This is a genomic window from Thalassospira profundimaris, assembly GCF_003326755.1.
GTDB lineage: Bacteria > Pseudomonadota > Alphaproteobacteria > Rhodospirillales > Thalassospiraceae > Thalassospira > Thalassospira profundimaris_B.
In genome coordinates this window covers 163,148-183,242 of record NZ_JPWH01000007.1, presented here as the reverse complement: position 1 = coordinate 183,242, position 20,095 = coordinate 163,148, and the positions used below count along the sequence as shown (strand labels likewise).

Below are 20,095 nucleotides of genomic sequence, written 5' to 3'. Positions count from 1 at the left end.
AGAAACAAATGTCTGGCTCCCGGCATCCATCTTGATTTACTTGAAACCGATTTCTGACAACTGAAGCTGCGAGTTGGTTGCGATGGTTGGCGTAAAGTCGATACGCGGGTTTACGCGGGCAAAACCGACCATGTGAAACAGCAACACATCCGCCACGACATCATCGTGAAGATAAGCAAACAGTTCCGACCACAGTTTTTTGCGTTCATCGCCGGTTGCAGCCGTTGCACGCGCGATCAGATCATCAACATGCGGGTCCGAGATACCCGACTGGCGGCCTTTGCTGTCATATTTGAAATACATCGAGAATACCGGATCCCCGCGCCCGTTATCATGCTGGGCGGCGACCAGTTGTGGGCCTCGATTTTCGGGATAGGGTTTGGAATAGTTATTCTCGAACTCGGCAACCTCATACATCTTGAGCTTCACATTCAGCCCGACATCCTCATACATTGCCCGCAGCGCTTCGAGCACCTCGGTGACATTGGGAAAATTGTCGGTACGGCCGACAAGCGTGATCTGGGTATCAACCGGCACGCCGTCCGCTTTGGCTTCGGCCAAAAGCTTTTTGGCCTTGTCCGGGTCATAGGCGGGCACCTTGATGTCCGGATTCCAGCCCAGTGTGGTCGGCGGGACAATTGCCGTTGCCTTCTGCACACCTTTGGGCAAAAGAGTGCCGATAAATGCGTCACGGTCGACAGCCAGGTTAAGGGCCTCGCGCACGCGTTTATCATTCAGCGGTGCCATTGCGTTATCAATACGCAAATAAAAGGTTTCCGAGTTGGGATAGGCAATATCCATCTTCGGATCCGTTGCGTCCTGCATGGCGATCAGCGGCGCGATATCCGCCTCGCCTTTGGCGACCATTGCGGCACGTACCGTCGAATCTTCGCGCGAGACATAAGTTGCCTGTTCGACTGCGGGTTTTTTACCCCAGTAATCGTCACGACGGGTCAGAACAATCTGCTGGCCCGGCTTCCATTCGGTCAATTTGTAAGGACCGGTTCCCACCGGATTACGGGTAAATTCCATCGGCGTGTCAGACGGCACAATCGTTAGCAACGACATCATCAATGGTAAAATCGGCTGTGCCGGGTCTGTTGTGAAATCAATCGTATGCTCGTCTATGATCTTTGGCGTCACCTTTATGCCGCCAAAATAACGCGAAACTTCGCAACTGTTTTTATCGCTAAACGTACGCTCAAACGAATGTTTCACATCCTGGGCATCAAATGCGGAACCGTCCGAAAACTTGACACCTTCGCGCAAATGAAAGCGCCAGGTGGTGTCATTGACCTCCTCCCAGCTTTTGGCAAGGCGCGGCATGACACCTTTGTCGCCACGAACATCGAGTTCCGTAAGGGTTTCGGAAATATTTTCCAGAATAACACGCCCGATATTGGATCGGGTTGACATACAGGGGTCCAGCATGTCGACATTCTCTGACAGCACAATGGTAACATCCTTGCTGTCCTTGGCATAGGCGGGCATCGCATACATGGCAACGCACATTGCACCGGCCAGTAACAGTTTACCTTTCATTTGCACCTCCCTTGATGCGCAGCGCACTTTCATTGTCCGGGGCAAAATCGCTGCATAAACGCCCCGAATGCTTTTATTGCGAAACACGCAACAATCGCCGGAAAACCGGAGATCTGCCTAATCGCTATATTCAGTGCGGGAGAAATAAATGCCAGGCCAGCCATTCCAAACATGCCCAAAAGATACCGATAGACCAATCATCGACATCATATTTTGGGAAGCAAGGGACAGGAACTGACGAAAGATATCCTCCCGAAACGCCGTCTCTTATTGTTTTACAAACCATGTCCGAAATGACAAATGTTGTCAACATTAATAGAATACAGGTTCAGAGGTAAAAATTCTTTTGTCACGTAATTTATTGAAATTATTGATTTTATTATCGTAAAAACAGGAAATAATGACAAAAATAAAATCAGTTTCAACTTGACAACTTTTTTAAGAAGCTGGATGTTCAAGCGAAATCGGGAGGTAAACTTGACAAAATTGGGAACATCCGGACCAACAACACCGCCCCAGATCGCGGCACAAATGTCTGGCGAATTGCGGGCCATATCAACAAACCGCCACGAAGCCTTTTTGCCATCGCCATCGGTGCAAAACCACGCGGCATTTTTGTCGTGGCAGCCGGATGGCAGCCTGGCCTGTGCCTGGTTTGGCGGCACCCTGGAAGGCAAATCCGATATTTGCATCCATCTTTGTCTGCTTGGCAAAGATGCAACCACATGGGGCAAAACGACACGTATCGAGGGTGATGCCAACCGATCGGAACAAAATCCGGTTCTGTTTCAAAGCCCGAAAGGCGGTCTGCTGCTGTTTCACACCTCACAACCGGACGGCAACCAGGATCAAAGCAAAGTCCGGGTCCGCACCCTTGATGTTGCCCCCGCTAACCCCGGTCAAATAATCGCGCATCCTGCAAGGGACCTGCCGCTGCAACCCGGGACTTTCATTCGGGCCCCCATCATTGTGCGAAAAGACGGAGCATGGCTGCTGCCGCTGTTTTTATGCAATGCGCGCCCAGGATATCGCTGGAATGGCAGCTTTGACACAGCGGCCCTGGCAATCAGCACGGATCACGGACAAACCTGGAGCCAAACCGACATTCCAGGTTCCGAAGGGGCCGTGCATATGACAATTGTTCCGCTGGATGACGGGCGGATGGTTGCCTTTTATCGCCGCCGACAGGCTGATTTTGTCTTCAGAAGCGACAGCAATGATGATGGCCGCACGTGGTCGCCGCCAGCCGCAACCGATATACCAAACAACAATTCATCCATTGCGGCCATTCGCCTGTCGGACGGACGCATTGCCCTGTTGTGCAATCCGGTTTCTGCCGCCATGTCGCGGGATCGTCGCAATTCGCTTTATGACGAACTTGATGTTGCCGACAGCCGACCTGACGCACAAGACGGCTGCAAGCCGGTTTGGGGCGTACCCCGCGCCCCCTTGACACTTTGCGTTTCCGACGATGGTGGCCACACATTCCCCAAACGCAAAATCGTCGAAGACGGACCAGGCACTTGCCTGAGCAACAACTCGCTGGATGGCGAAAATAAAGAGCTTTCCTATCCGGCGCTAACCGAAGGCCCGGATGGCAGCCTGCACCTTGCCTTCACCTATCACCGCCGCGCAATCAAATATATCCGGCTGGCTCCAGGCTGGCTGGATGGAGACCCGCAATGAGCGATATTATCGGAATTACAATGGGTGATCCTGTCGGCGTCGGTCCGGAGATCATTATCCGAACCCTCGCCGACATGAGCGATACCGACCGGGCACGCACACGGATTTATGGCAACCTGGCAACGCTGGAGGCCGCGAAGGCCGCCATTGGCAAGGATGTTGATCTTGATGGCATGGTCGAAAATATTGACTTTCCCGGTGCGCCCCTGCCCTGGGGCGTTCTGAGCCCGGTTGCCGGTGATGCCGCCTTTCGCTTTATTGAAAAGGCCGTTCGCGATGCCGAGGCCGGTAAAATCGGCTGTGTCGTCACCGCGCCGATCAACAAGGAAGCCCTGAATGCAGCGGGCCACCATTATGACGGCCATACCGGCATGTTAACCGCCCTGACCGGGTCCAAAACAGCCTTCATGCTGTTGGCGTCCGAAAAACTGAAAGTCATCCACGTTTCCACCCATGTTTCACTGCAAGACGCCATTCGTCGCTGCACCCCTGAACGGGTTTTTGCCACCATTTGTGCGGGCAATGAGCACCTGAAACGTCTTGGCATCGAGAACCCGCGCATTGCCGTGGCCGGCATTAACCCGCATTGCGGCGAACAGGGCCTGTTTGGCACGGATGACGATATCAATATCCGCCCTGCCGTTGCAAAAGCGCAGGAAACGGGAATCAATGTTCAAGGCCCGATTTCGGCCGATACGGTTTATTACCGTGCCTATTCTGGCGCCTTTGATCTTGTCATCGCCCAGTACCACGATCAGGGGCACATCCCCATCAAACTTGTTGCCTTTGATACTGCCGTCAATGTTTCGGTCGGGCTGCCTATTGACCGTACCTCGGTTGATCACGGCACAGCCTTTGACATCGCCGGAAAGGGCATTGCCAACCATGAAAACATGCTTTCGGCAATTGCCTATGCCCGCAAACTCGCCACGATGGGGAAAAACGCATGACATCGACTTTGCCAATATGTGGTGTATTTTGCGCCGCAGCCACACCGCTTGATCCACAGGGCAACCCCGATCACGGTACCTTTGCCCGACATTGCAAGGTCCTGCTCGAAGAAGGCTGCCACGGGCTTGCCCTTTTGGGATCAACCGGGGAAGCCAATTCTTTTGGCATTAATGAACGCAAATCCATTCTGGAAAACTGCATTGAAAACGGCATTTCTGCCGGGCATTTACTGCCAGGTACCGGCCTTCCCAGCCTTGCAGATACCCTTGATCTGACGCGCCATGCCGTTGGCTGTGGTGTTCGGGGCGTCCTTGTCCTGCCGCCTTTTTATTACAAAAATGTAAGTGATGAAGGGCTTTATCGCTTTTATGCCACTTTGATCGAAGGGGTTAAATCCGACAGGCTGAAAATCATTCTGTATCATATACCACCCATTGCCGGGGTTAGTATTTCGCATGACCTGATCAAACGGCTTCTGGCCGATTTCCCCAATATCGTTGTCGGGATCAAGGATAGTTCGGGTGATATCGAGAACATGCGCAGCATGGTTGCGAAATTTCCGCAACTTTCGGTTCTGGCCGGTGCCGATCCATTTTTGCATCCCCTGCTGGAGGCCGGGGGAGCCGGGTGCATTACCGCCAGTTCCAATCTTATTGCCCGTGATCTGCGCTTTGTATTCGATCACTACCAGTCCCCTTCCCAAAGCGATGCCGTCGCAAAGGCCCAGGAACGTATCATCGCCTGGCGCAATTTAACCAATGCCTATGTTCAACTGCCCACCGTGAAAGCGATGATTGCACGGCGCAGAAACAACGAAAGCTGGCACAAGCTGCGCCCACCCTTTGTCGAACTTGGCGAAAGCGAACGCCAGGATGTCTGGAACCGCATGGCCGAACTTGAAGAAAAAGACCAGAGGACAGCATGAGCAATATATCACGCGCCATTACACTATATCAGCCGCGTCAGGTTGAGGTCGGCATCGGGGCCATTCAACGCCTGAATGACTGGGCCCGGAACCATAAACGCATTTTGGTCATTGCCACCACCCATACCAAAGGCTTTGTCGAACGCCTGAAGCTTTCCGGCGACATCCGCGTCTTTGCCGATATCCCCCCTGAACCGGACACTTCGGCGCTAAATGCAGCCCTTGCGCAGGCGCGGGCCATAAAGCCCGATCTTGTCATTGGCCTGGGCGGCGGGTCCGTTATGGATGTTGCCAAGCTGGTTGCCGCCTTGTGGGATGGCGACCACACACTTGACGATGTTGTTGGTCCCAATCGGGTAAATGGTCGCAAAAGTGCCTTGGCACAAGTCGCCACCACATCTGGTACCGGGTCCGAAGCGGGTACCCGCGCCCTGATCACCGATCGCGAAACACATGCCAAAAAGGCCGTCGAGAGCCCTTTTCTGCTGGCCGACATCGCAATATTGGACCCCGAACTGACCGTTTCAGTACCCCCGGCAGTTACGGCCGCAACAGGCATTGATGCAATGGCACATTGTGTCGAGGCCTTTACCAATATTCGTGCCCACGACCTGATTGACAGCTATGCCCGCATGGGCATGACCCTTGTGGGGAAATATCTGGTCCGCGCCGTACAGGATGGCACCGACCTTGAAGCGCGCACGGGCATGATGCTGGCGTCTTATTATGGCGGCATTTGCCTCGGGCCGGTTAATACGGCAGCGGGTCATGCCCTGGCCTATCCGCTGGGTACACAGCTTAATCTGCCACACGGGCTTGCCAATGCGATTATCTTTCCGCATGTTCTGGCTTATAATTTGCCGGTATGCCGCGAAAAAACTGCCGAGATCCAAACAGCTTTGGGACTTTCCCCTGCTGCTGACGAAGACGAATTGCGAAAATCCGCCTATCAATTCTGTCAGGATTTAGGGGTGGAAATGCGCCTGTCCGCGCATGGAGCAAACAAGGATGATTTGCCAGCCTGGGCCAGCGAGGCCCACGCCATTCGTCGCCTGATGGACAATAACCCGCGGGAAATGTCCGAGGAAGACGTGCTTAACATCTATCTGAATGCCTTTTAGGCATTGCGGGCTGTCGCGCGGCCAACAAACAGACGGTCGCGCGACCCGCTTAAATGCTGAAACATCAAATCACGCGCGATATCGGGTTTACGGTCGCGGATGGCCTCAAATATCGCCTTGTGCTCATCAAATACATGACGCAATCCACCCTGTGTCATTTTCAGTGACAAACCGTGAAACTGCATGCCCACGGCAATATGGTCTTTCAGGGCCTCCATCGCCGTCGAAAAATAATGATTGCCCGACGCCCGGGCAATTGCCAGATGAAAGCTGAAATCCGCATCCTCGCGATGTCGGCGCCGCGTTGTCGCATCACGCATCAAATCCAGCGCATCGGCAATATGCTGCAAAGAAAATTCGTCATATCGCGTTGCAGCGGCGGCGGCGGCGGCCGGTTCCATCGTCAGACGAAATTCGTAACAATTTTGCAAATCCGCAATATTTTCTAGCTGACCAAAGCCCAACGGCTCCTTCACGCCAGAACTGCGCACAAAGGTACCCGCACCCTGCCGGGAATATACCAGCCCCTGCTCGCGCAGACGCTGCAATGCCTCGCGAACAATCGGTCGTGACACCTCAAATTCCGATGCCAGATCATATTCTGTCGGCAATCTCTCGTCCGCCCCATAGGCACCCGATTTGATCGCTCTTTGCAATCGCTCGAAAACAAGGTCCCCCAGGCTTTTGCGCGGCGCGACTTTCTGTGCTCCTTTTGGCATTTTATCCTTCCCTTTGCCCCAGCATCCTCGCAGCAATCTGCCGTAACGCATCAGGCGCACCAAAACCACCAGATTTGGTGATAATCAACACATTTTCACAACGTGCCAAAGGCACCCCGTCAATCACATCACCAAGCAATTCAAATTGTGCAATTCCCATTTCACCCAGCACGGCCTCGGCCGTGGCACCCCCGGTCAGGAACAGGGCCCCGTCATTCTGGCAGCTAATGTCCTTTGCAATATGTCGCGCGATATCCCGGACCGCGTCCAGCGCGGTTTTCGATGCGCTTTCCGATGCCAAAGACTGTATTAACCGCAACCGCATTGCGGCGGGCTCGGTCATTGGAGGTGCCCAAGCCGGAAACGCCGTTTCCCCCTGCGAGGTGATAACACCATCGATTGCCGCCATATAAGCAATATCCTGACGATGCGCGCAAAGTTCCAATACCTGTGCATTTGTAATCGGATCGCGTGATCCGACGATAAATGTCATGCGCGTAACCGGTTCAACAAACTGCGGCAATTGTTCATCGCCATGCCGCTGACGGGCCATTTTCCGTGCCAGTGCAACAGCCAAACCACGGGCCCCAACAAACAAATCTGCGCCATGATTTCTCGCAAAAATACTGTCTATTTCGTCGTCACTGGATATATCGGGAAATAAACAGCGTTTGGCCAGGTCGCCCAATTGCGCGGCAATATCGATTGGCGCGTCAACACCAAAGCCAACAACCGCGCCGTTTTTAACATTGCGTTCAAAAGCGGGAATTGCAGGAATGACCAGTGCGCGCTGAAAATCAAATACGGATAATTCCGCTGCAATATTTCCTTTTAACCGGCTGTCTATCTTTTTGAACACCATTGTTTCGGGCGGCACCGCGGACAGCACCCTCCGGATAATACCCCGGGCATCCGATGCCGGTAATTCACGACTGGCCGTTGATACCGAAACAATATCCGCCCCTTGCGTTAAAACCTGGTCCAGCGCATCGGGACGCAATGCCACCTGCACCCGCAAACCCTGCATTGCAAAAGGAGACGCCGCATCCAGCGCACCTGTCAGATCGTCCGCAATAATTAACAGTTTAGGATGCCTCAAGGGCATGCTCCCGAATTTTACAAATTACCAAATTATCTTAGCGCATTAATTCATATTGATAAACGATTAGAGAATAAATGCCTAAATCAATTTTACAAATATTGAGTTTCCTGTCAGGTGGTCTCCATACAGGAAACTTCACCAAACTGTCGTGTGGGCGTTCCCATTGGCAAGCTGGCAGGGATATCAGGGATTGGGCAAAAGCCCGTATTGCCGACGTGAAATTACAAATATGATCGCATTATTCCATAATGCAGTGCTACAACACGCCTGTGACCGTCAGATCAAGGGCTTGTAACATGGAAATAAAATGGCTAGAGGATTTTGTCTCACTGGCCCGGACACGCAATTTTTCGCGTTCGTCCGAGGAACGCAATGTCACACAACCGGCCTTTAGCCGCCGCATTCGTGCCCTGGAAAACTGGATTGGCACCGATTTGATTGATCGGCGCACCTACCCCATTACCCTGACGGAAGAAGGCCGCCTGTTTCGCGATACGGCTGAAAATGTTCTGCACGATATTTACCATGACCGTGCCCAGTTTCATCAAATCCAGCATTCCGGCCGCCCGGATATCCGGATTGCGGCGGCCAGCACGCTCAGCATCAGTTTCATTCCAAACTGGTTAAAACAGGTGCAGCAGGCGATTGGCCCGTTTACCAGCCATATCATGACGGAAAATTTTCATGACATGGTGCGCCATCTGGCCGATGGCGACATTGATTTTGTGTTGCAATATTGCAGCCCGAAGGCCCCGGTTCTGTTTGACACCACCCAGTTTCGCGCCATGACACTTGCCAGCGAAAACATGATCCTGGTCGCCCCGGCCGATGATCAGGGTAACGCTGTTATCCATCCTGATACAGACGGAGAAATTCCGTATGTCGGCTATTCAAAAAATGGCTATTTTGCTGAAATCGAGGGCATGATTTTCAGCCAAAACCCGATCGTACGCAAAAAAATCAAACGCATCAGCGAAAGCCCGACTTCGGAATTTGTCAAACGCATGGCGATTGAATTTGGCGCCCTGACACTGGTGCCCGAAAGCTGCGCCAAAACGGAACTTGCGCGCGGCGAACTGGTTGAAATTGATGCCGCAAGCTGGCGCCATGCCCTGGACATTCAAATTTACCGCAAGGCGGATACCAAACGGTCCATTACCCGCAAATTATGGGATGCGCTGGCCGATATTACCTGACCCGTCGCAAAAACAGGGACGGGCCAGGCATAACCCCACGCAGCTTAGGCGGGCGTTTCATCGCTATAGATATAGGTCTCGAACCGGCCATCCTGGGTGACAACGCCACGATACATGCCTTCGCTGTTCATCGGCATGACAACATTGCCCGCGCCATCCACGGCAATCAACCCGCCAGAACCGTCATTTTTGCCCAGGTCTTCCATCACCACATGGTTGGCCGCATCGGCCAGGCTTTGCCCTGCATGGCGCATGCGGGCCGCAATTTCATGGGCCGCACAATAGCGAATAAAAACCTCGCCATGCCCGGTGGCCGACACCGCACAGGTGGCATTATCGGCAAATGTGCCCGCGCCAATCACCGGTGTGTCACCAATCCGGCCCGGGGCCTTGGCCGTCATACCCCCGGTCGAGGTCGCGGCAGCCACCTGCCCGTTGACATCGCGCGCAACTGCGCCAACCGTGCCATGACGCCGGGCGGGGTCGTCGCTTTCCAGGCCCTGGGCGCGTAACTTCAACGTTTCCTGCAAGGCATTCCAGCGGGCATCGGTGTGAAAATAATCGGCGTCCTCAAATGGCAACCCCGCTTTTTGTGCAATTGCCAGCGCGGCATCCGCACCAAAGAACACATGGTCGGAATGATCCAGCACCTCGCGCGCCAGCCGAACAGGATTGCGCGGGCCACAAATACCGGCAATGGCACCAACATTGCGCTGTGTGCCTTCCATGACGGCAGCATCCATTTCATGCTTGCCATCGCTTGTAAAAACCGCCCCGCGTCCGGCATTGAATAACGGGTTGTCTTCCAGGGCACAAACGGCCTCCACCACGGCATCAACCGCTGATCCGCCTTTTTCCAGCACCGCATATCCGGCCTGCAATGCCGTTTTCAAACCGGCATGATAGGCGGCTTCTTTTTCGGCGGTCATTTTGCTGCGCAAAATCGTCCCTGCACCGCCATGAACGGCCAGTGAAAAGCGATGGGTCATATGAAGGCTCCGGGTTGAAAAACGGAAAATTTGAATGCGGGCATTTTATGGCAGCCGGGGGACCTGACAAGGCCGGGTTTTGGCGCGCTTTGGGGGTCTCATACCCTCACGGCATAGAGTTTCAGGCGTTTCAAAAGCCCGATTTGATAAAAATGAACCATCATCAAAGTTTGCGCCAAGGCCCTTTCGCACCTGCAAAAACAGGCCATTACGAAAAACTATGCAAAATCGGCATAGATGTTGCCAAAACAGCTTTGGCAGAAGCGATCATCGATGGTTAACGTCACAGCACAAACAAAAAACCTTACGGCAACCGATACCGTGACCGAGTTTCAGGGAATATTGAATGGCTGAACAAACGCGCCCGACACTGTTATCCGTCCGCAACCTGACTGTTGCCTTTGGCAATGAAAACGCACCTGTCACTGCCGTTAAGGGTTTGGATATTGACGTTTACAAAGGCGAAACCGTCGCCATTGTCGGTGAGTCCGGGTCGGGAAAATCCGTTACCGCGCTGTCGCTGATGCGCCTGATCGAATTTGGTAACGGCAAGATCACCGATGGATCGATCAATTTGCAACTGCGAAACGGCAAAACCGTTGATATTTGCAAACTTGATGACGAGAACGCCCGCACCCTGCGGGGCGATGAAATCTCGATGATCTTTCAGGAGCCGATGACGTCGCTTAACCCGGTATTCACCATTGGCGAACAGTTGATCGAGGCAATTGCCACCCACCAGAAAAAATCGCGCAAGGAAGCCACCAGGATCGCCATCGAGGTTCTGGAAAAGGTCCGTATCCCCGATGCCAGCAATGTCATGAAACGCTATCCGCACCATCTTTCGGGCGGGATGCGTCAGCGTGTCATGATTGCAATGGCCCTTTCGTGTCGCCCGCAATTGCTGATCGCCGATGAACCGACAACGGCGCTTGACGTGACCATTCAGGCACAGATTTTGCGGCTTATTCACGATTTGCAGGTTGAAAACAGCATGTCGGTGCTGTTTATCACCCACGATATGGGCGTTGTTTCCGAAATCGCCGATCGCGTGGTGGTGATGTATCACGGCGAAAAGGTCGAGGAAGGCAAGGTCAAGGATGTTTTTGCCAATCCGCAGCATCCCTATACCAAGGCCCTGTTGCAGGCTGTGCCGCGCCTGGGCTCCATGAAGGGCAGTGATCTGCCCAAACGGTTTGTCATTCCGGGCAAGGAAGCGGTGGAGGAAACCACCCCGGCAAGCATAATTGATTATTCAAAGCCGCCGCTTTTGTCGGTGCGTGAATTAACCACGCATTTCGACATCAAGGAAGGATTGCTGAGCAAAACCACCAAGCGTGTCCATGCTGTTGAGGGCATTGATCTTGATATTTGGCCCGGTGAAACGCTGGGTCTTGTGGGCGAGTCCGGTTGTGGTAAATCCACCACGGGTCGATCCATCCTGAAACTGGTGCAGTCGCGCTCATCCCGTTTGATGTTTGACGGCCAGGACATGTCATCCATGTCCAATACGGATTTGCAAAAGCTGCGCCGCCAGATCCAGTTTGTCTTCCAGGATCCGTATGCCTCGCTTAATCCGCGCCTGACGGTGGGGTATTCAATTTGTGAACCGATGCTGATTCACAAACTTGAAACGCCGAAATCGGCAATGGATCGCGCGGTATGGCTGCTGGAACAGGTCGGTCTTTCTGCCGACCACGCCAAACGCTATCCGCATGCCTTTTCTGGCGGGCAGCGCCAGCGTATTGCAATTGCGCGTGCCCTGGGTACCAACCCCAAAATGATCATTGCGGACGAGGCCGTCTCGGCCCTGGACGTTTCGGTGCAGGCGCAGGTGGTTAACCTGATGATGGATTTGCAGCAGAAATTTGGCCTGGCCTGGCTGTTTATTTCGCACGACATGGCCGTGGTGGAACGGGTCAGCCATCGCATTGCGGTGATGTATCTGGGGCAAATTGTTGAAACAGGCCCGCGGCGCAATGTGTTTGAACATCCCGGCCATGCCTATACCCGTCGCCTGATGGATGCCGCCCCCATTCCCGACCCGGCCTTTCGGATTGAAAACCGCCCGCTCATTACCGGCGAAGTGCCCAGTCCGATCCGCTCCATTCACAATCCTCCTGCCAGGCTTGCCTTGCAGGAAATCTCGCAGGGACATTTCGTCGCAGCGGAATGAACGTCCAGTCCTTCAACATCCAACAACAATAAACAAACACTCAGATCAGCAAAGAGGCATTACCACATGAAACATCTGAAAAATGCGGTTCTTGGCGCAACCATGCTTGCCGGGGCCTTTGGCACCGTGCACGCCGCCCAGGCAGCCGACCTTTCCATCGCGCTGAACCAGATCATCCAGGGTCTGAACCCGCAGGATTCCAACTACAATGTCGATTATTCTGTCGCGAACGGCATTTACGAACGCCTGATCGCATTTGACGGCGACATGAAGCTGGTCCCGCAGTTGGCAACCAGTTGGGAAGGCAGTGACGATGCCAAAACCTTTACCCTGCATCTGCGCAAGGGTGTGAAGTTTCAGGATGGCACCGATTTCAACGCCGAAGCCGTCAAATTCAACCTGGACCGCCTGGCCGATGCCAGCCTGAATCTGAAAAAACACAGCCTGTTCAAACTGGTTGAATCGGTTGAAACGCCGGATGAATACACCGTTGTCATTCATCTGAGCAAACCGTTTGGCGCCATGATCAACACGCTGGCCCATCCGTCGGTCGTGATGGAAAGCCCGGCTGCGATCAAGAAATATGGCAAAGACATTGCCAAGCATCCGGTTGGTACCGGCCCGTTCAAATTCCAGGAATGGGTTCCGGGCGAAAAAATGGTTGTCGTCAAGAACGAAAACTATTGGGATTCCGAATGGCCGAAGGTTGACAAGGTTACGTTCTATCCGGTCGCGGAAAACGGAACCCGTGTTTCCATGCTGATGTCGGACGAAGTTCAGTTCGTGCCGATCCTGCCGGCCGAATTGATGAAGCGTGTCAGTGAATCCGACAAATACGAAGTGCTGGAAAAACCGGGCATTTCGGTCTGGGTTATGGCGATGAACATGATGCGCAAGGAATTCAAGGATATTCGCGTTCGCGAAGCCTTTAACCTGGCGATTGACAAAAAAGCCTTCACCCAGGTGGTTTATGGCGGCCATGCCATTGTGCCGGATTCACCGATTGCCCCGGCAACCCAGTTCCATGCCACCCAGACCCCGGCCCTGACCACTGATGTTGCCAAGGCCAAGGAACTGATGAAAGAAGCCGGTTATGGCGATGGTTTCTCGATCAATCTTTGGGCGCGTAACAACTCGACCGAAGTACGCATGTTGCAGTTCATCAAACAGCAGCTTTCGCAGATCAATGTGAAGGTTGATATCGTTCCGCTGGAAGGCGCAACCCGTGCTGAAAAGCTGTTTGGTTCCAACGTAACGCCGGAAAACGCCGAATTTGATACGGTGATTGGTGGCTGGTCGCCCTCGACCGGTGATGCCGACTGGCATCTGCGCCCGGTCTATTCGACCGAAGGCTGGATCCCGAACATGTATAACGAAGCGTTTTATTCCAACCCGGTTGTGGACAAGGCCATTAATGATGCCCTTGAAAGCGCTGATCCGGCAAAACGTGCCGAAGCATATGACATCGCCCAGAAACAGATCTGGAAAGACAAGCCGGTTGTCTGGCTGGCTATCGAAAATGCCCTTGCAGGCCGTAAAAAAGGCCTGACCGGTGCATTCCCGATGCCCGATGGCACCATGCAATATGCCCACGCCGCGTTTGAAGAATAAGCCCGCCTGAAACTTCCGGCCCGGTAATATCACCCGATATTACCGGGCCGCCGACACCAAGAGCACCAAATGGTTCAATATTTTCTGCGACGGCTTTTTGCGCTAATCCCGGTTCTGTTTCTGATTTCGATATTTGTTTTTCTGTTTGTTCACGCACTGCCGGGCGACCCGGCCCGTGTGCTGGCGGGCGATACTGCCACGTTGGAAGAAGTGGAGACCGTTCGTCGAACGCTTAATCTGGATGCGCCTTTATACCAGCAGTACATTAAATTCATTGGCAATATCCTGAGCGGAAATCTCGGCACCTCTTTGCGCACACACGAGCCCGTCACCACCATGATTGGCCGGGCCTTTATGCCCACAGTATGGCTGGCCCTGTGTTCTTTGGGATGGTCGGTTCTGTTTGGCCTGCTCTCGGGTGTGATTTCGGCTGTCAAACGGGGCAGCATTGGCGACCATGCTGGCATGTTCGCGGCTGTTTCGGGTATTTCCATGCCGCCTTTCTGGCTGGGGCTGCTTTTAATGCAGTTTTTCTCGGTCCAGTTGGGCTGGTTTGGCACCAGCGGCTTTGACAGTCCTTCGGACCTTGTCCTGCCGTCGCTGACCCTGGGGGCGGGTGTGGCGGCCATTATGGCCCGCTTTACCCGGTCCGCCGTGATCGAGGTGGTGCGCGAAGACTACATTCGCACCGCACGGGCCAAGGGCCTGAAGGAAAAGATCGTGATCTGGAAACATGCCCTGCGCAATGCCCTGATCCCTGTTGTCACCATGGCGGGCCTTCAGTTCGGCTTTTTGCTGGGGGGCTCCATTGTGATCGAACAGGTGTTTCGCTGGCCGGGCATGGGCGCACTTTTGCTCGATGCGATCCGTTTCCGTGACTACACCGTTGTTCAGGCCGAGATCATGATCTTCTCGCTTGAATTTCTGCTGATCAATCTTTTGGTTGATGTCCTTTACGGGCTGATCAACCCGAAAATTCGCTATAGCTAGGATACCGTGATGACGCAACAACCCGAAATCGTCATTGATGCGGCCCCGGCCCCCGACGAAAAAGCGACCAGTCCGTTCAAGGAATTCTGGAAACGGTTTGGCAAACGCAAAATCGCCGTCGCAGCAGGCATTTTTCTGTTGCTGATGTATGTCACCGCCTTTCTGGCCCCGTTTATTTTGCCCTTCGGGCCAGACAGCTTTGACTATATGAACACGCTGCAAACGCCAAGCGCCCTGCATTGGGCCGGGACCGACGAATTTGGCCGCGATATTTTCGCCCGTTTGTTAAACGGGGCCAAATTGTCGATGTTTATCGGCTTTACCTCGGTCTCTGTCGGTGCTGTCATTGGTGTTCTGGCCGGGCTTTTTGCCGGGTATTATGGCGGCTGGCTGGATGCCTGCACCATGCGGGTGTCGGATGTTCTGTTTGCCTTTCCCGGCATGTTGCTTGCCATTGGCATTGTCGCCATTCTTGGCCCGGGCCTGACCAACGTGATTGTGGCCGTCGCCATTTTCAGTGTTCCGGCATTTGCCCGTATCGTGCGTTCCGGCACACTGGCCCATAAAGAAAGCACCTATGTCGAAGCTGCCCGTGCGGCGGGGGCGTCGGACTTCATCATCATGTTCCGTCACATTCTGCCCGGTGTTTTGGGCGCGGTGATCGTTTATTTCACCATGCGTATTGGTACCTCCATTATCACCGCAACCAGCCTGTCATTCCTTGGCCTGGGTGTGGAACCCTCCACGGCCGAATGGGGGGCGATGCTTTCGACAGGGCGCGATTACATGATGGCGGGTGAATGGCACCTGACCCTGTTCCCGGGGCTTGCCATCTTCATTACGGTACTATCCTTCAATATTCTGGGCGATGGTCTGCATGACGCACTCGACCCGAAACTTGACAGGGAATAAGCTGCAACCCGAACGGCAGAAAAACATGACTGTGCAATTTCGCGACAACATGTCGCCTGGTGATTGGTGGGTACACCCGACCGGGCCAAAAAACCTGATTACCGATGTTCCCGGTGTTAAGGTGGGGCATACTACTCTTAATCAAGGCACGACAGCACGAACCGGTGTTACGGCCATTTTGCCACATGGCGGCGATCTGTTTGACCGGCCGGTTCATGCCGCCTCTGCCGTGTTAAACGGCTTTGGCAAAAGCATCGGCCTTGTGCAGCTTGACGAGCTGGGTGAAATCGAAACACCGATTGTCCTGACCAATACATTTGCGGTTGGGGATTGTGGCAAAGCCCTGATCAAACGGGCCATTCGCCAAAACCCGGCCATCGGTCGCAAAACCGCAACCGTCAATCCGCTGGTGCTGGAATGCAATGACGGTGTGGTTAACGACATCCAGGCCTTTCATGTGACCGAGGAAATGGTGGATCACGCCATTGACCAGGCCGACGAAAATTTCGAGCAGGGCACCGTTGGCGCGGGGACCGGCATGAAAACCTTTGGCTTTACCGGCGGTATCGGGTCTGCATCCCGGCTGGTCACGGTTGATGGATCGTCCCGGTATCATCTTGGCGCCCTTGTCCTGTCCAATTTTGGGCAAAAATCGGAATTGCGGGTTCTGGGCAAAAAATACGCGGCCTTTAACCCCGCCATGCCCGATGCCCAGGATAAAGGCTCCATCATTATTGTGCTGGCAACCGACGCCCCGCTGGATTCCCGCCAGTTGGGCCGAATTTCCAAACGGGCTGGCGCGGCACTGGGCCGGATGGGCAGTTTCTGGGGTCATCAAAGCGGCGACATTGCCATTGCCTTTTCCACCCAAAACAGCCATTCGCGCACCGGCACGATGCAATATGACGCCACCCGGCTTGCCGAAAACAGCATGAATGTCTTTTTTCATGCCACTGTCGAAGCGGTTGAGGAAGCCGTGCTGAACGCCATGTGGTTTGGGCGTGCGAGTGCGGGATATACGGGCAAAACCCTGCCCGAATTTCAAGCCTTTCTGACACGCGCCAGTTAACGCCCGCTTACCTGTGACGAACATAAAGGGCCCGGACACCATGCCGGACCCTTTTATTTTTTAATGCAAACCGCTGTTTGTTTTTGTTAATCCGTCAAAAAACTGATTATTGCAGGCCTGCAATCATCAGCGACAATGCCGAAATAACGCCGATTGCCGTGGCGTGGCTTTTTGCCTGAAAACACACTGTATGGGCATCTGCCCGTTCCATAATCGGCAATAATGCAGCCGCATCGGCATAAAGCGATTTATGGAACCGCACCGCGACATCAAGCGGCATCTGGCACGGGGCTTCAACTTTGGCCTGTGCCGATTTGGCAACAGCATCAGCCACCTCACGCCGGATCAGATCACGCGCGCGGGCGGGTGAGAGGCTGTTGGCCGCATGGGCGCCTAGTGCCTCCTTCACGACAATCCGGCGCGCTGCGGGGAACTGTTCGGAAATTTCCTGTGCCAGGCAATCATCGCCACTGACGGCAAGCAACGGCACGCCAATCTCGGCGGCATATCCGCCAAACAGCGTCGGTTCACCGGCACGAATGCCATTAATCTCGATCGAATGAAACGCCATGCCGCTAACGGTATGGGCCATCACCCCGCTATTCGATGCCGCACCGTGATAGCCGATCAAAACAACACCATCATGGTTGTCATCAATCCCCTGAATCATAGAGAGCGGCCGGGGCTTGCCCGACACAAGGCGCGCCCGTTCGTCCAGATCCTCGGCAATGATATTGCGCATCGGACCATGAGAATCCGCAACGATAACGTCGCTTGCCCCTCCATCAAAGGCCCCGGCGATGGCGGCATTTGCTTCTTGTGTCATCAAGCGACGGGCAACCTCATATTCCGGGTTGCCGCGACGCCCCTGTATCGTCTCGTTAACGCCAGCAACACCTTCAATATCGACCGATATCATAATTCGCATTTTATACTCCGTGTCCCTGATAGAATTTTCCCCAAAATCCTACGTCCGGACAGCAAAATACGGCCAATGCCTATTTAACATGGTATATGCCGCAAAATTGTTACAGCCAGTTCAAATCTGGCCAGGCGGAAAACTGACAGTTACAAAAGCGCCCGCCATCAACACACTTTCTGATCGCAAAAGCATAAATCTACACTTCCTCTTATTGTATCTCGCTGTTTCAAAAAATTTTTGCGTGAAATTCCCGCCCGCCTCCATCGCAAAAAACACATATATTACATAAAATTAAACAATTTTTTTGAAGAATTCTTAAATTGAATCCTATATGATCGGGTTGTCAAATTCGCCTTTAGTATATTACTTCAACTTCTCCTTATACATAAAAGGCATATCTGTCCGGATCGGCTTCATTTTCTTGTGCCGACATATAACAACGCGAATTTTATACGCAACTGGCACAAACCGGCTCTGCGAACTCACCCACCCAACCTCCGGAGCTTCACTGAATGAACTTCCTTAAAAATATAAAGATTTCCTATAAAATCTCTTCTGGGTTTGGAATAATCCTCGTCCTTTTACTGGCGATCGCCATTACCGGCGTCCTTGCCCTGCAATCAGGCAACGAAAACTTTCAGCGCTATCAGCTTATTGCCAAGCAGTCCAATATCGCAAACAACATGCTGACCAACATTCTCGACACGCGGCTTGTCGCACGAATGTATAAAGATAACCCCTCGAAAGAGCTTTCTGACCGGGCCCTGAAAAATATGAATCAATCGCTTGAGCTTGGAAAACAACTCAAGGAGCTGATCGTGTCGCCGGAAAGAGACCAGATCATTCAGGATGTTAATAACAATATCAGCGATTTTGTTTCCCAGTTTAACATCCTGCTGGCCATCAAAAACCCGGACGAGCAGGAACGTATTCTGGATAATAAAATCCGTCCGATCGGGGGAAAGTTAAGAGTCAGTCTTGATAAATTTACCGATACCATCACCGAAGAACAAAATGAGCTGGGAACCAGTGTCATCGCGGAAAACCAGCAGGCGATCGTCACCGGTGAAATTCTTGCAGCCCTTGCCGTTATCTTTGGAATTGCGGCAGCATGGATCATTGGCAATGGTATTTCGCGCCCGATCGTGACAATTACGGACTCAATGCGGAAATTGTCGGAAGGCGATAAAACCGTTGAAATTCCGGGAACGGACCACAAGGATGAAGTTGGCGAAATGGCCGCTGCCGTGATCGTGTTCAAGGAAAACATGATCAAAGCCGAAGAGCTGGCCGCCGAAGAGGTCAAGGCACAAAAACGCCGGGAAGAACGCGCACAACTGATTGACAAGCTCACCAACGATTTTGATGCCGATGTTTCCGCCGTTCTGAGAACCGTGGCATCCGCCGCAACAGAAATGCAGGCAACCGCCACCTCGATGACGGCAACCGCCGAAGAAACCAGCCGCCAGTCCACTGCCGTTGCTGCGGCAGCCGAACAGGCATCGAACAATGTGGAAACCGTTGCCGGGGCATCGGAACAGCTTACTGCCTCCATTGCGCAGATCTCGCAAAGGGTCAGTCAGTCTGCCCAGGTGGCCAACAAGGCGGTTGCCGAAGCAGACAGGACCAATACCCAGGTTCGTGGCCTGGCCGAGGCGGCGCAAAAAATTGGTGATGTGGTTGGTCTGATCAGTGACATCGCCGCCCAAACCAACCTGTTGGCCCTGAATGCCACGATTGAGGCCGCACGCGCCGGTGAAGCGGGCAAAGGCTTTGCCGTTGTTGCCGCCGAGGTCAAAAACCTTGCCAATGCCACCTCCAAGGCAACCGACGACATCACCAGCCAGATCACCGGCATTCAGCAGGAGACCAATGGGGCTGTCGACGCGATCCAGTCGATCAGCAGCACCATTACCGAAATCAATGAAATCGCGGCATCCATTGCCAGTGCGGTTGAACAACAGGGTGCCGCCACAGAAGAAATCACCCGCAATGTCCGGGAAGCTTCCTCTGGCACCCGCGAAGTGACATCGAACATTCACGGGGTTAACGAAGCCGCGTCCTCCACCGGGGCCGCTGCCGAACAGGTCCTGTCGGCATCGGGCGATCTGTCCCGGCAGGCCGAGGAGCTGAGCAAGAAGGTCGAAACCTTCCTGACCTCGGTTAAAGCGGCCTGAGAAACGC

At 53.6% G+C, this 20,095-nt stretch carries 17 protein-coding genes; 12 read left to right on the top strand and 5 right to left on the bottom strand.

The window, feature by feature from the left end:
• Nucleotides 1-36: 36 nt before the first annotated feature.
• On the bottom strand, nucleotides 37-1,542 hold the full coding sequence (locus tag TH25_RS10450) for an ABC transporter substrate-binding protein (protein ID WP_114088371.1): 1,506 nt from the start codon (nucleotides 1,540-1,542) through the stop codon (nucleotides 37-39).
• A 477-nt stretch (nucleotides 1,543-2,019) separates the two neighbouring features.
• Between TH25_RS10450 and TH25_RS10445 the strand changes: the two genes are divergently transcribed.
• The 4 genes from TH25_RS10445 to TH25_RS10430 are packed head-to-tail and all read left to right on the top strand — an operon-like array spanning nucleotide 2,020 to nucleotide 6,225.
• Nucleotides 2,020-3,228, top strand: coding sequence for a sialidase family protein (locus TH25_RS10445; protein ID WP_220151384.1), 1,209 nt, complete (start codon nucleotides 2,020-2,022; stop codon nucleotides 3,226-3,228).
• Nucleotides 3,225-4,178: a 4-hydroxythreonine-4-phosphate dehydrogenase PdxA gene (gene pdxA, locus TH25_RS10440; protein ID WP_114088369.1), complete on the top strand. Its 954-nt coding sequence runs from the start codon at nucleotides 3,225-3,227 to the stop codon at nucleotides 4,176-4,178. The genes TH25_RS10445 and pdxA overlap by 4 nt, the downstream gene beginning before the upstream one ends.
• Nucleotides 4,175-5,104: a dihydrodipicolinate synthase family protein gene (locus TH25_RS10435; protein WP_114088368.1), complete on the top strand. Its 930-nt coding sequence runs from the start codon at nucleotides 4,175-4,177 to the stop codon at nucleotides 5,102-5,104. Before pdxA ends, TH25_RS10435 begins: the two co-directional genes overlap by 4 nt.
• On the top strand, nucleotides 5,101-6,225 hold the full coding sequence (locus TH25_RS10430; RefSeq protein WP_114088367.1) for an iron-containing alcohol dehydrogenase: 1,125 nt from the start codon (nucleotides 5,101-5,103) through the stop codon (nucleotides 6,223-6,225). The genes TH25_RS10435 and TH25_RS10430 overlap by 4 nt, the downstream gene beginning before the upstream one ends.
• Here the strand turns inward: TH25_RS10430 and TH25_RS10425 are convergent.
• Both TH25_RS10425 and TH25_RS10420 read right to left on the bottom strand, forming a co-directional pair.
• Entirely contained in the window at nucleotides 6,222-6,944 is a 723-nt protein-coding gene (locus tag TH25_RS10425; protein WP_114088366.1) for a FadR/GntR family transcriptional regulator, read from the bottom strand. The genes TH25_RS10430 and TH25_RS10425 overlap by 4 nt on opposite strands.
• 1 nt (nucleotide 6,945) lies before the next feature.
• Nucleotides 6,946-8,043, bottom strand: coding sequence for a four-carbon acid sugar kinase family protein (locus TH25_RS10420; protein ID WP_181847537.1), 1,098 nt, complete (start codon nucleotides 8,041-8,043; stop codon nucleotides 6,946-6,948).
• 299 nt (nucleotides 8,044-8,342) lie between these two features.
• Between TH25_RS10420 and TH25_RS10415 the strand changes: the two genes are divergently transcribed.
• Entirely contained in the window at nucleotides 8,343-9,242 is a 900-nt protein-coding gene (locus TH25_RS10415) for a LysR family transcriptional regulator (RefSeq protein WP_181847535.1), read from the top strand.
• Between the two features lie 44 nt (nucleotides 9,243-9,286).
• Here the strand turns inward: TH25_RS10415 and TH25_RS10410 are convergent, their stop codons facing one another.
• Nucleotides 9,287-10,231 carry an isoaspartyl peptidase/L-asparaginase family protein gene (locus TH25_RS10410; RefSeq protein ID WP_114088363.1) on the bottom strand — a complete coding sequence of 315 codons (945 nt, stop codon included), beginning with the start codon at nucleotides 10,229-10,231 and terminating at the stop codon, nucleotides 9,287-9,289.
• Between TH25_RS10410 and TH25_RS10405 the strand changes: the two genes are divergently transcribed.
• The 6 genes from TH25_RS10405 (at nucleotide 10,213) to TH25_RS10380 (ending at nucleotide 16,989) form a co-directional block, all read left to right on the top strand.
• Nucleotides 10,213-10,512, top strand: coding sequence for a hypothetical protein (locus tag TH25_RS10405; protein ID WP_147253007.1), 300 nt, complete (start codon nucleotides 10,213-10,215; stop codon nucleotides 10,510-10,512). The genes TH25_RS10410 and TH25_RS10405 overlap by 19 nt on opposite strands.
• A gap of 65 nt (nucleotides 10,513-10,577) precedes the next feature.
• The gene (locus TH25_RS10400; RefSeq protein ID WP_114088361.1) at nucleotides 10,578-12,407 is read left to right on the top strand and encodes an ABC transporter ATP-binding protein; all 1,830 of its coding nucleotides are present in this window, start codon (nucleotides 10,578-10,580) and stop codon (nucleotides 12,405-12,407) included.
• A gap of 66 nt (nucleotides 12,408-12,473) precedes the next feature.
• Complete coding sequence (locus tag TH25_RS10395) at nucleotides 12,474-14,018, top strand: glutathione ABC transporter substrate-binding protein (RefSeq protein ID WP_114088360.1); 1,545 nt, start codon at nucleotides 12,474-12,476, stop codon at nucleotides 14,016-14,018.
• 69 nt (nucleotides 14,019-14,087) lie between these two features.
• Entirely contained in the window at nucleotides 14,088-15,008 is a 921-nt protein-coding gene (locus TH25_RS10390; protein WP_114088359.1) for an ABC transporter permease subunit, read from the top strand.
• Nucleotides 15,009-15,017: 9 nt separating this feature from the next.
• Entirely contained in the window at nucleotides 15,018-15,920 is a 903-nt protein-coding gene (locus tag TH25_RS10385) for an ABC transporter permease subunit (protein WP_114088358.1), read from the top strand.
• Between the two features lie 25 nt (nucleotides 15,921-15,945).
• Complete coding sequence (locus tag TH25_RS10380) at nucleotides 15,946-16,989, top strand: DmpA family aminopeptidase (protein WP_220151383.1); 1,044 nt, start codon at nucleotides 15,946-15,948, stop codon at nucleotides 16,987-16,989.
• Nucleotides 16,990-17,095: 106 nt separating this feature from the next.
• Here the strand turns inward: TH25_RS10380 and TH25_RS10375 are convergent, their stop codons facing one another.
• Nucleotides 17,096-17,917: a M55 family metallopeptidase gene (locus TH25_RS10375; RefSeq protein ID WP_114088357.1), complete on the bottom strand. Its 822-nt coding sequence runs from the start codon at nucleotides 17,915-17,917 to the stop codon at nucleotides 17,096-17,098.
• Between the two features lie 506 nt (nucleotides 17,918-18,423).
• Here TH25_RS10375 and TH25_RS10370 point away from each other — a divergent pair.
• Nucleotides 18,424-20,088, top strand: a complete 1,665-nt coding sequence (locus TH25_RS10370) for a methyl-accepting chemotaxis protein (RefSeq protein ID WP_114088356.1) — start codon at nucleotides 18,424-18,426, stop codon at nucleotides 20,086-20,088.
• The last annotated feature ends 7 nt before the right edge of the window (nucleotides 20,089-20,095 follow it).

What these genes read in the sequence shown, in the direction of transcription:
- TH25_RS10450 (WP_114088371.1), bottom strand. Translation starts at nt 1,542, where the DNA reads ATGAAAGGTAAACTGTTACTGGCCGGTGCAATGTGCGTTGCCATGTAT.
- pdxA (WP_114088369.1), top strand. Translation starts at nt 3,225, where the DNA reads ATGAGCGATATTATCGGAATTACAATGGGTGATCCTGTCGGCGTCGGT.
- TH25_RS10435 (WP_114088368.1), top strand. Translation starts at nt 4,175, where the DNA reads ATGACATCGACTTTGCCAATATGTGGTGTATTTTGCGCCGCAGCCACA.
- TH25_RS10430 (WP_114088367.1), top strand. Translation starts at nt 5,101, where the DNA reads ATGAGCAATATATCACGCGCCATTACACTATATCAGCCGCGTCAGGTT.
- TH25_RS10425 (WP_114088366.1), bottom strand. Translation starts at nt 6,944, where the DNA reads ATGCCAAAAGGAGCACAGAAAGTCGCGCCGCGCAAAAGCCTGGGGGAC.
- TH25_RS10415 (WP_181847535.1), top strand. Translation starts at nt 8,343, where the DNA reads ATGGAAATAAAATGGCTAGAGGATTTTGTCTCACTGGCCCGGACACGC.
- TH25_RS10410 (WP_114088363.1), bottom strand. Translation starts at nt 10,231, where the DNA reads ATGACCCATCGCTTTTCACTGGCCGTTCATGGCGGTGCAGGGACGATT.
- TH25_RS10400 (WP_114088361.1), top strand. Translation starts at nt 10,578, where the DNA reads ATGGCTGAACAAACGCGCCCGACACTGTTATCCGTCCGCAACCTGACT.
- TH25_RS10395 (WP_114088360.1), top strand. Translation starts at nt 12,474, where the DNA reads ATGAAACATCTGAAAAATGCGGTTCTTGGCGCAACCATGCTTGCCGGG.
- TH25_RS10390 (WP_114088359.1), top strand. Translation starts at nt 14,088, where the DNA reads ATGGTTCAATATTTTCTGCGACGGCTTTTTGCGCTAATCCCGGTTCTG.
- TH25_RS10385 (WP_114088358.1), top strand. Translation starts at nt 15,018, where the DNA reads ATGACGCAACAACCCGAAATCGTCATTGATGCGGCCCCGGCCCCCGAC.
- TH25_RS10380 (WP_220151383.1), top strand. Translation starts at nt 15,946, where the DNA reads ATGACTGTGCAATTTCGCGACAACATGTCGCCTGGTGATTGGTGGGTA.
- TH25_RS10375 (WP_114088357.1), bottom strand. Translation starts at nt 17,917, where the DNA reads ATGCGAATTATGATATCGGTCGATATTGAAGGTGTTGCTGGCGTTAAC.
- TH25_RS10370 (WP_114088356.1), top strand. Translation starts at nt 18,424, where the DNA reads ATGAACTTCCTTAAAAATATAAAGATTTCCTATAAAATCTCTTCTGGG.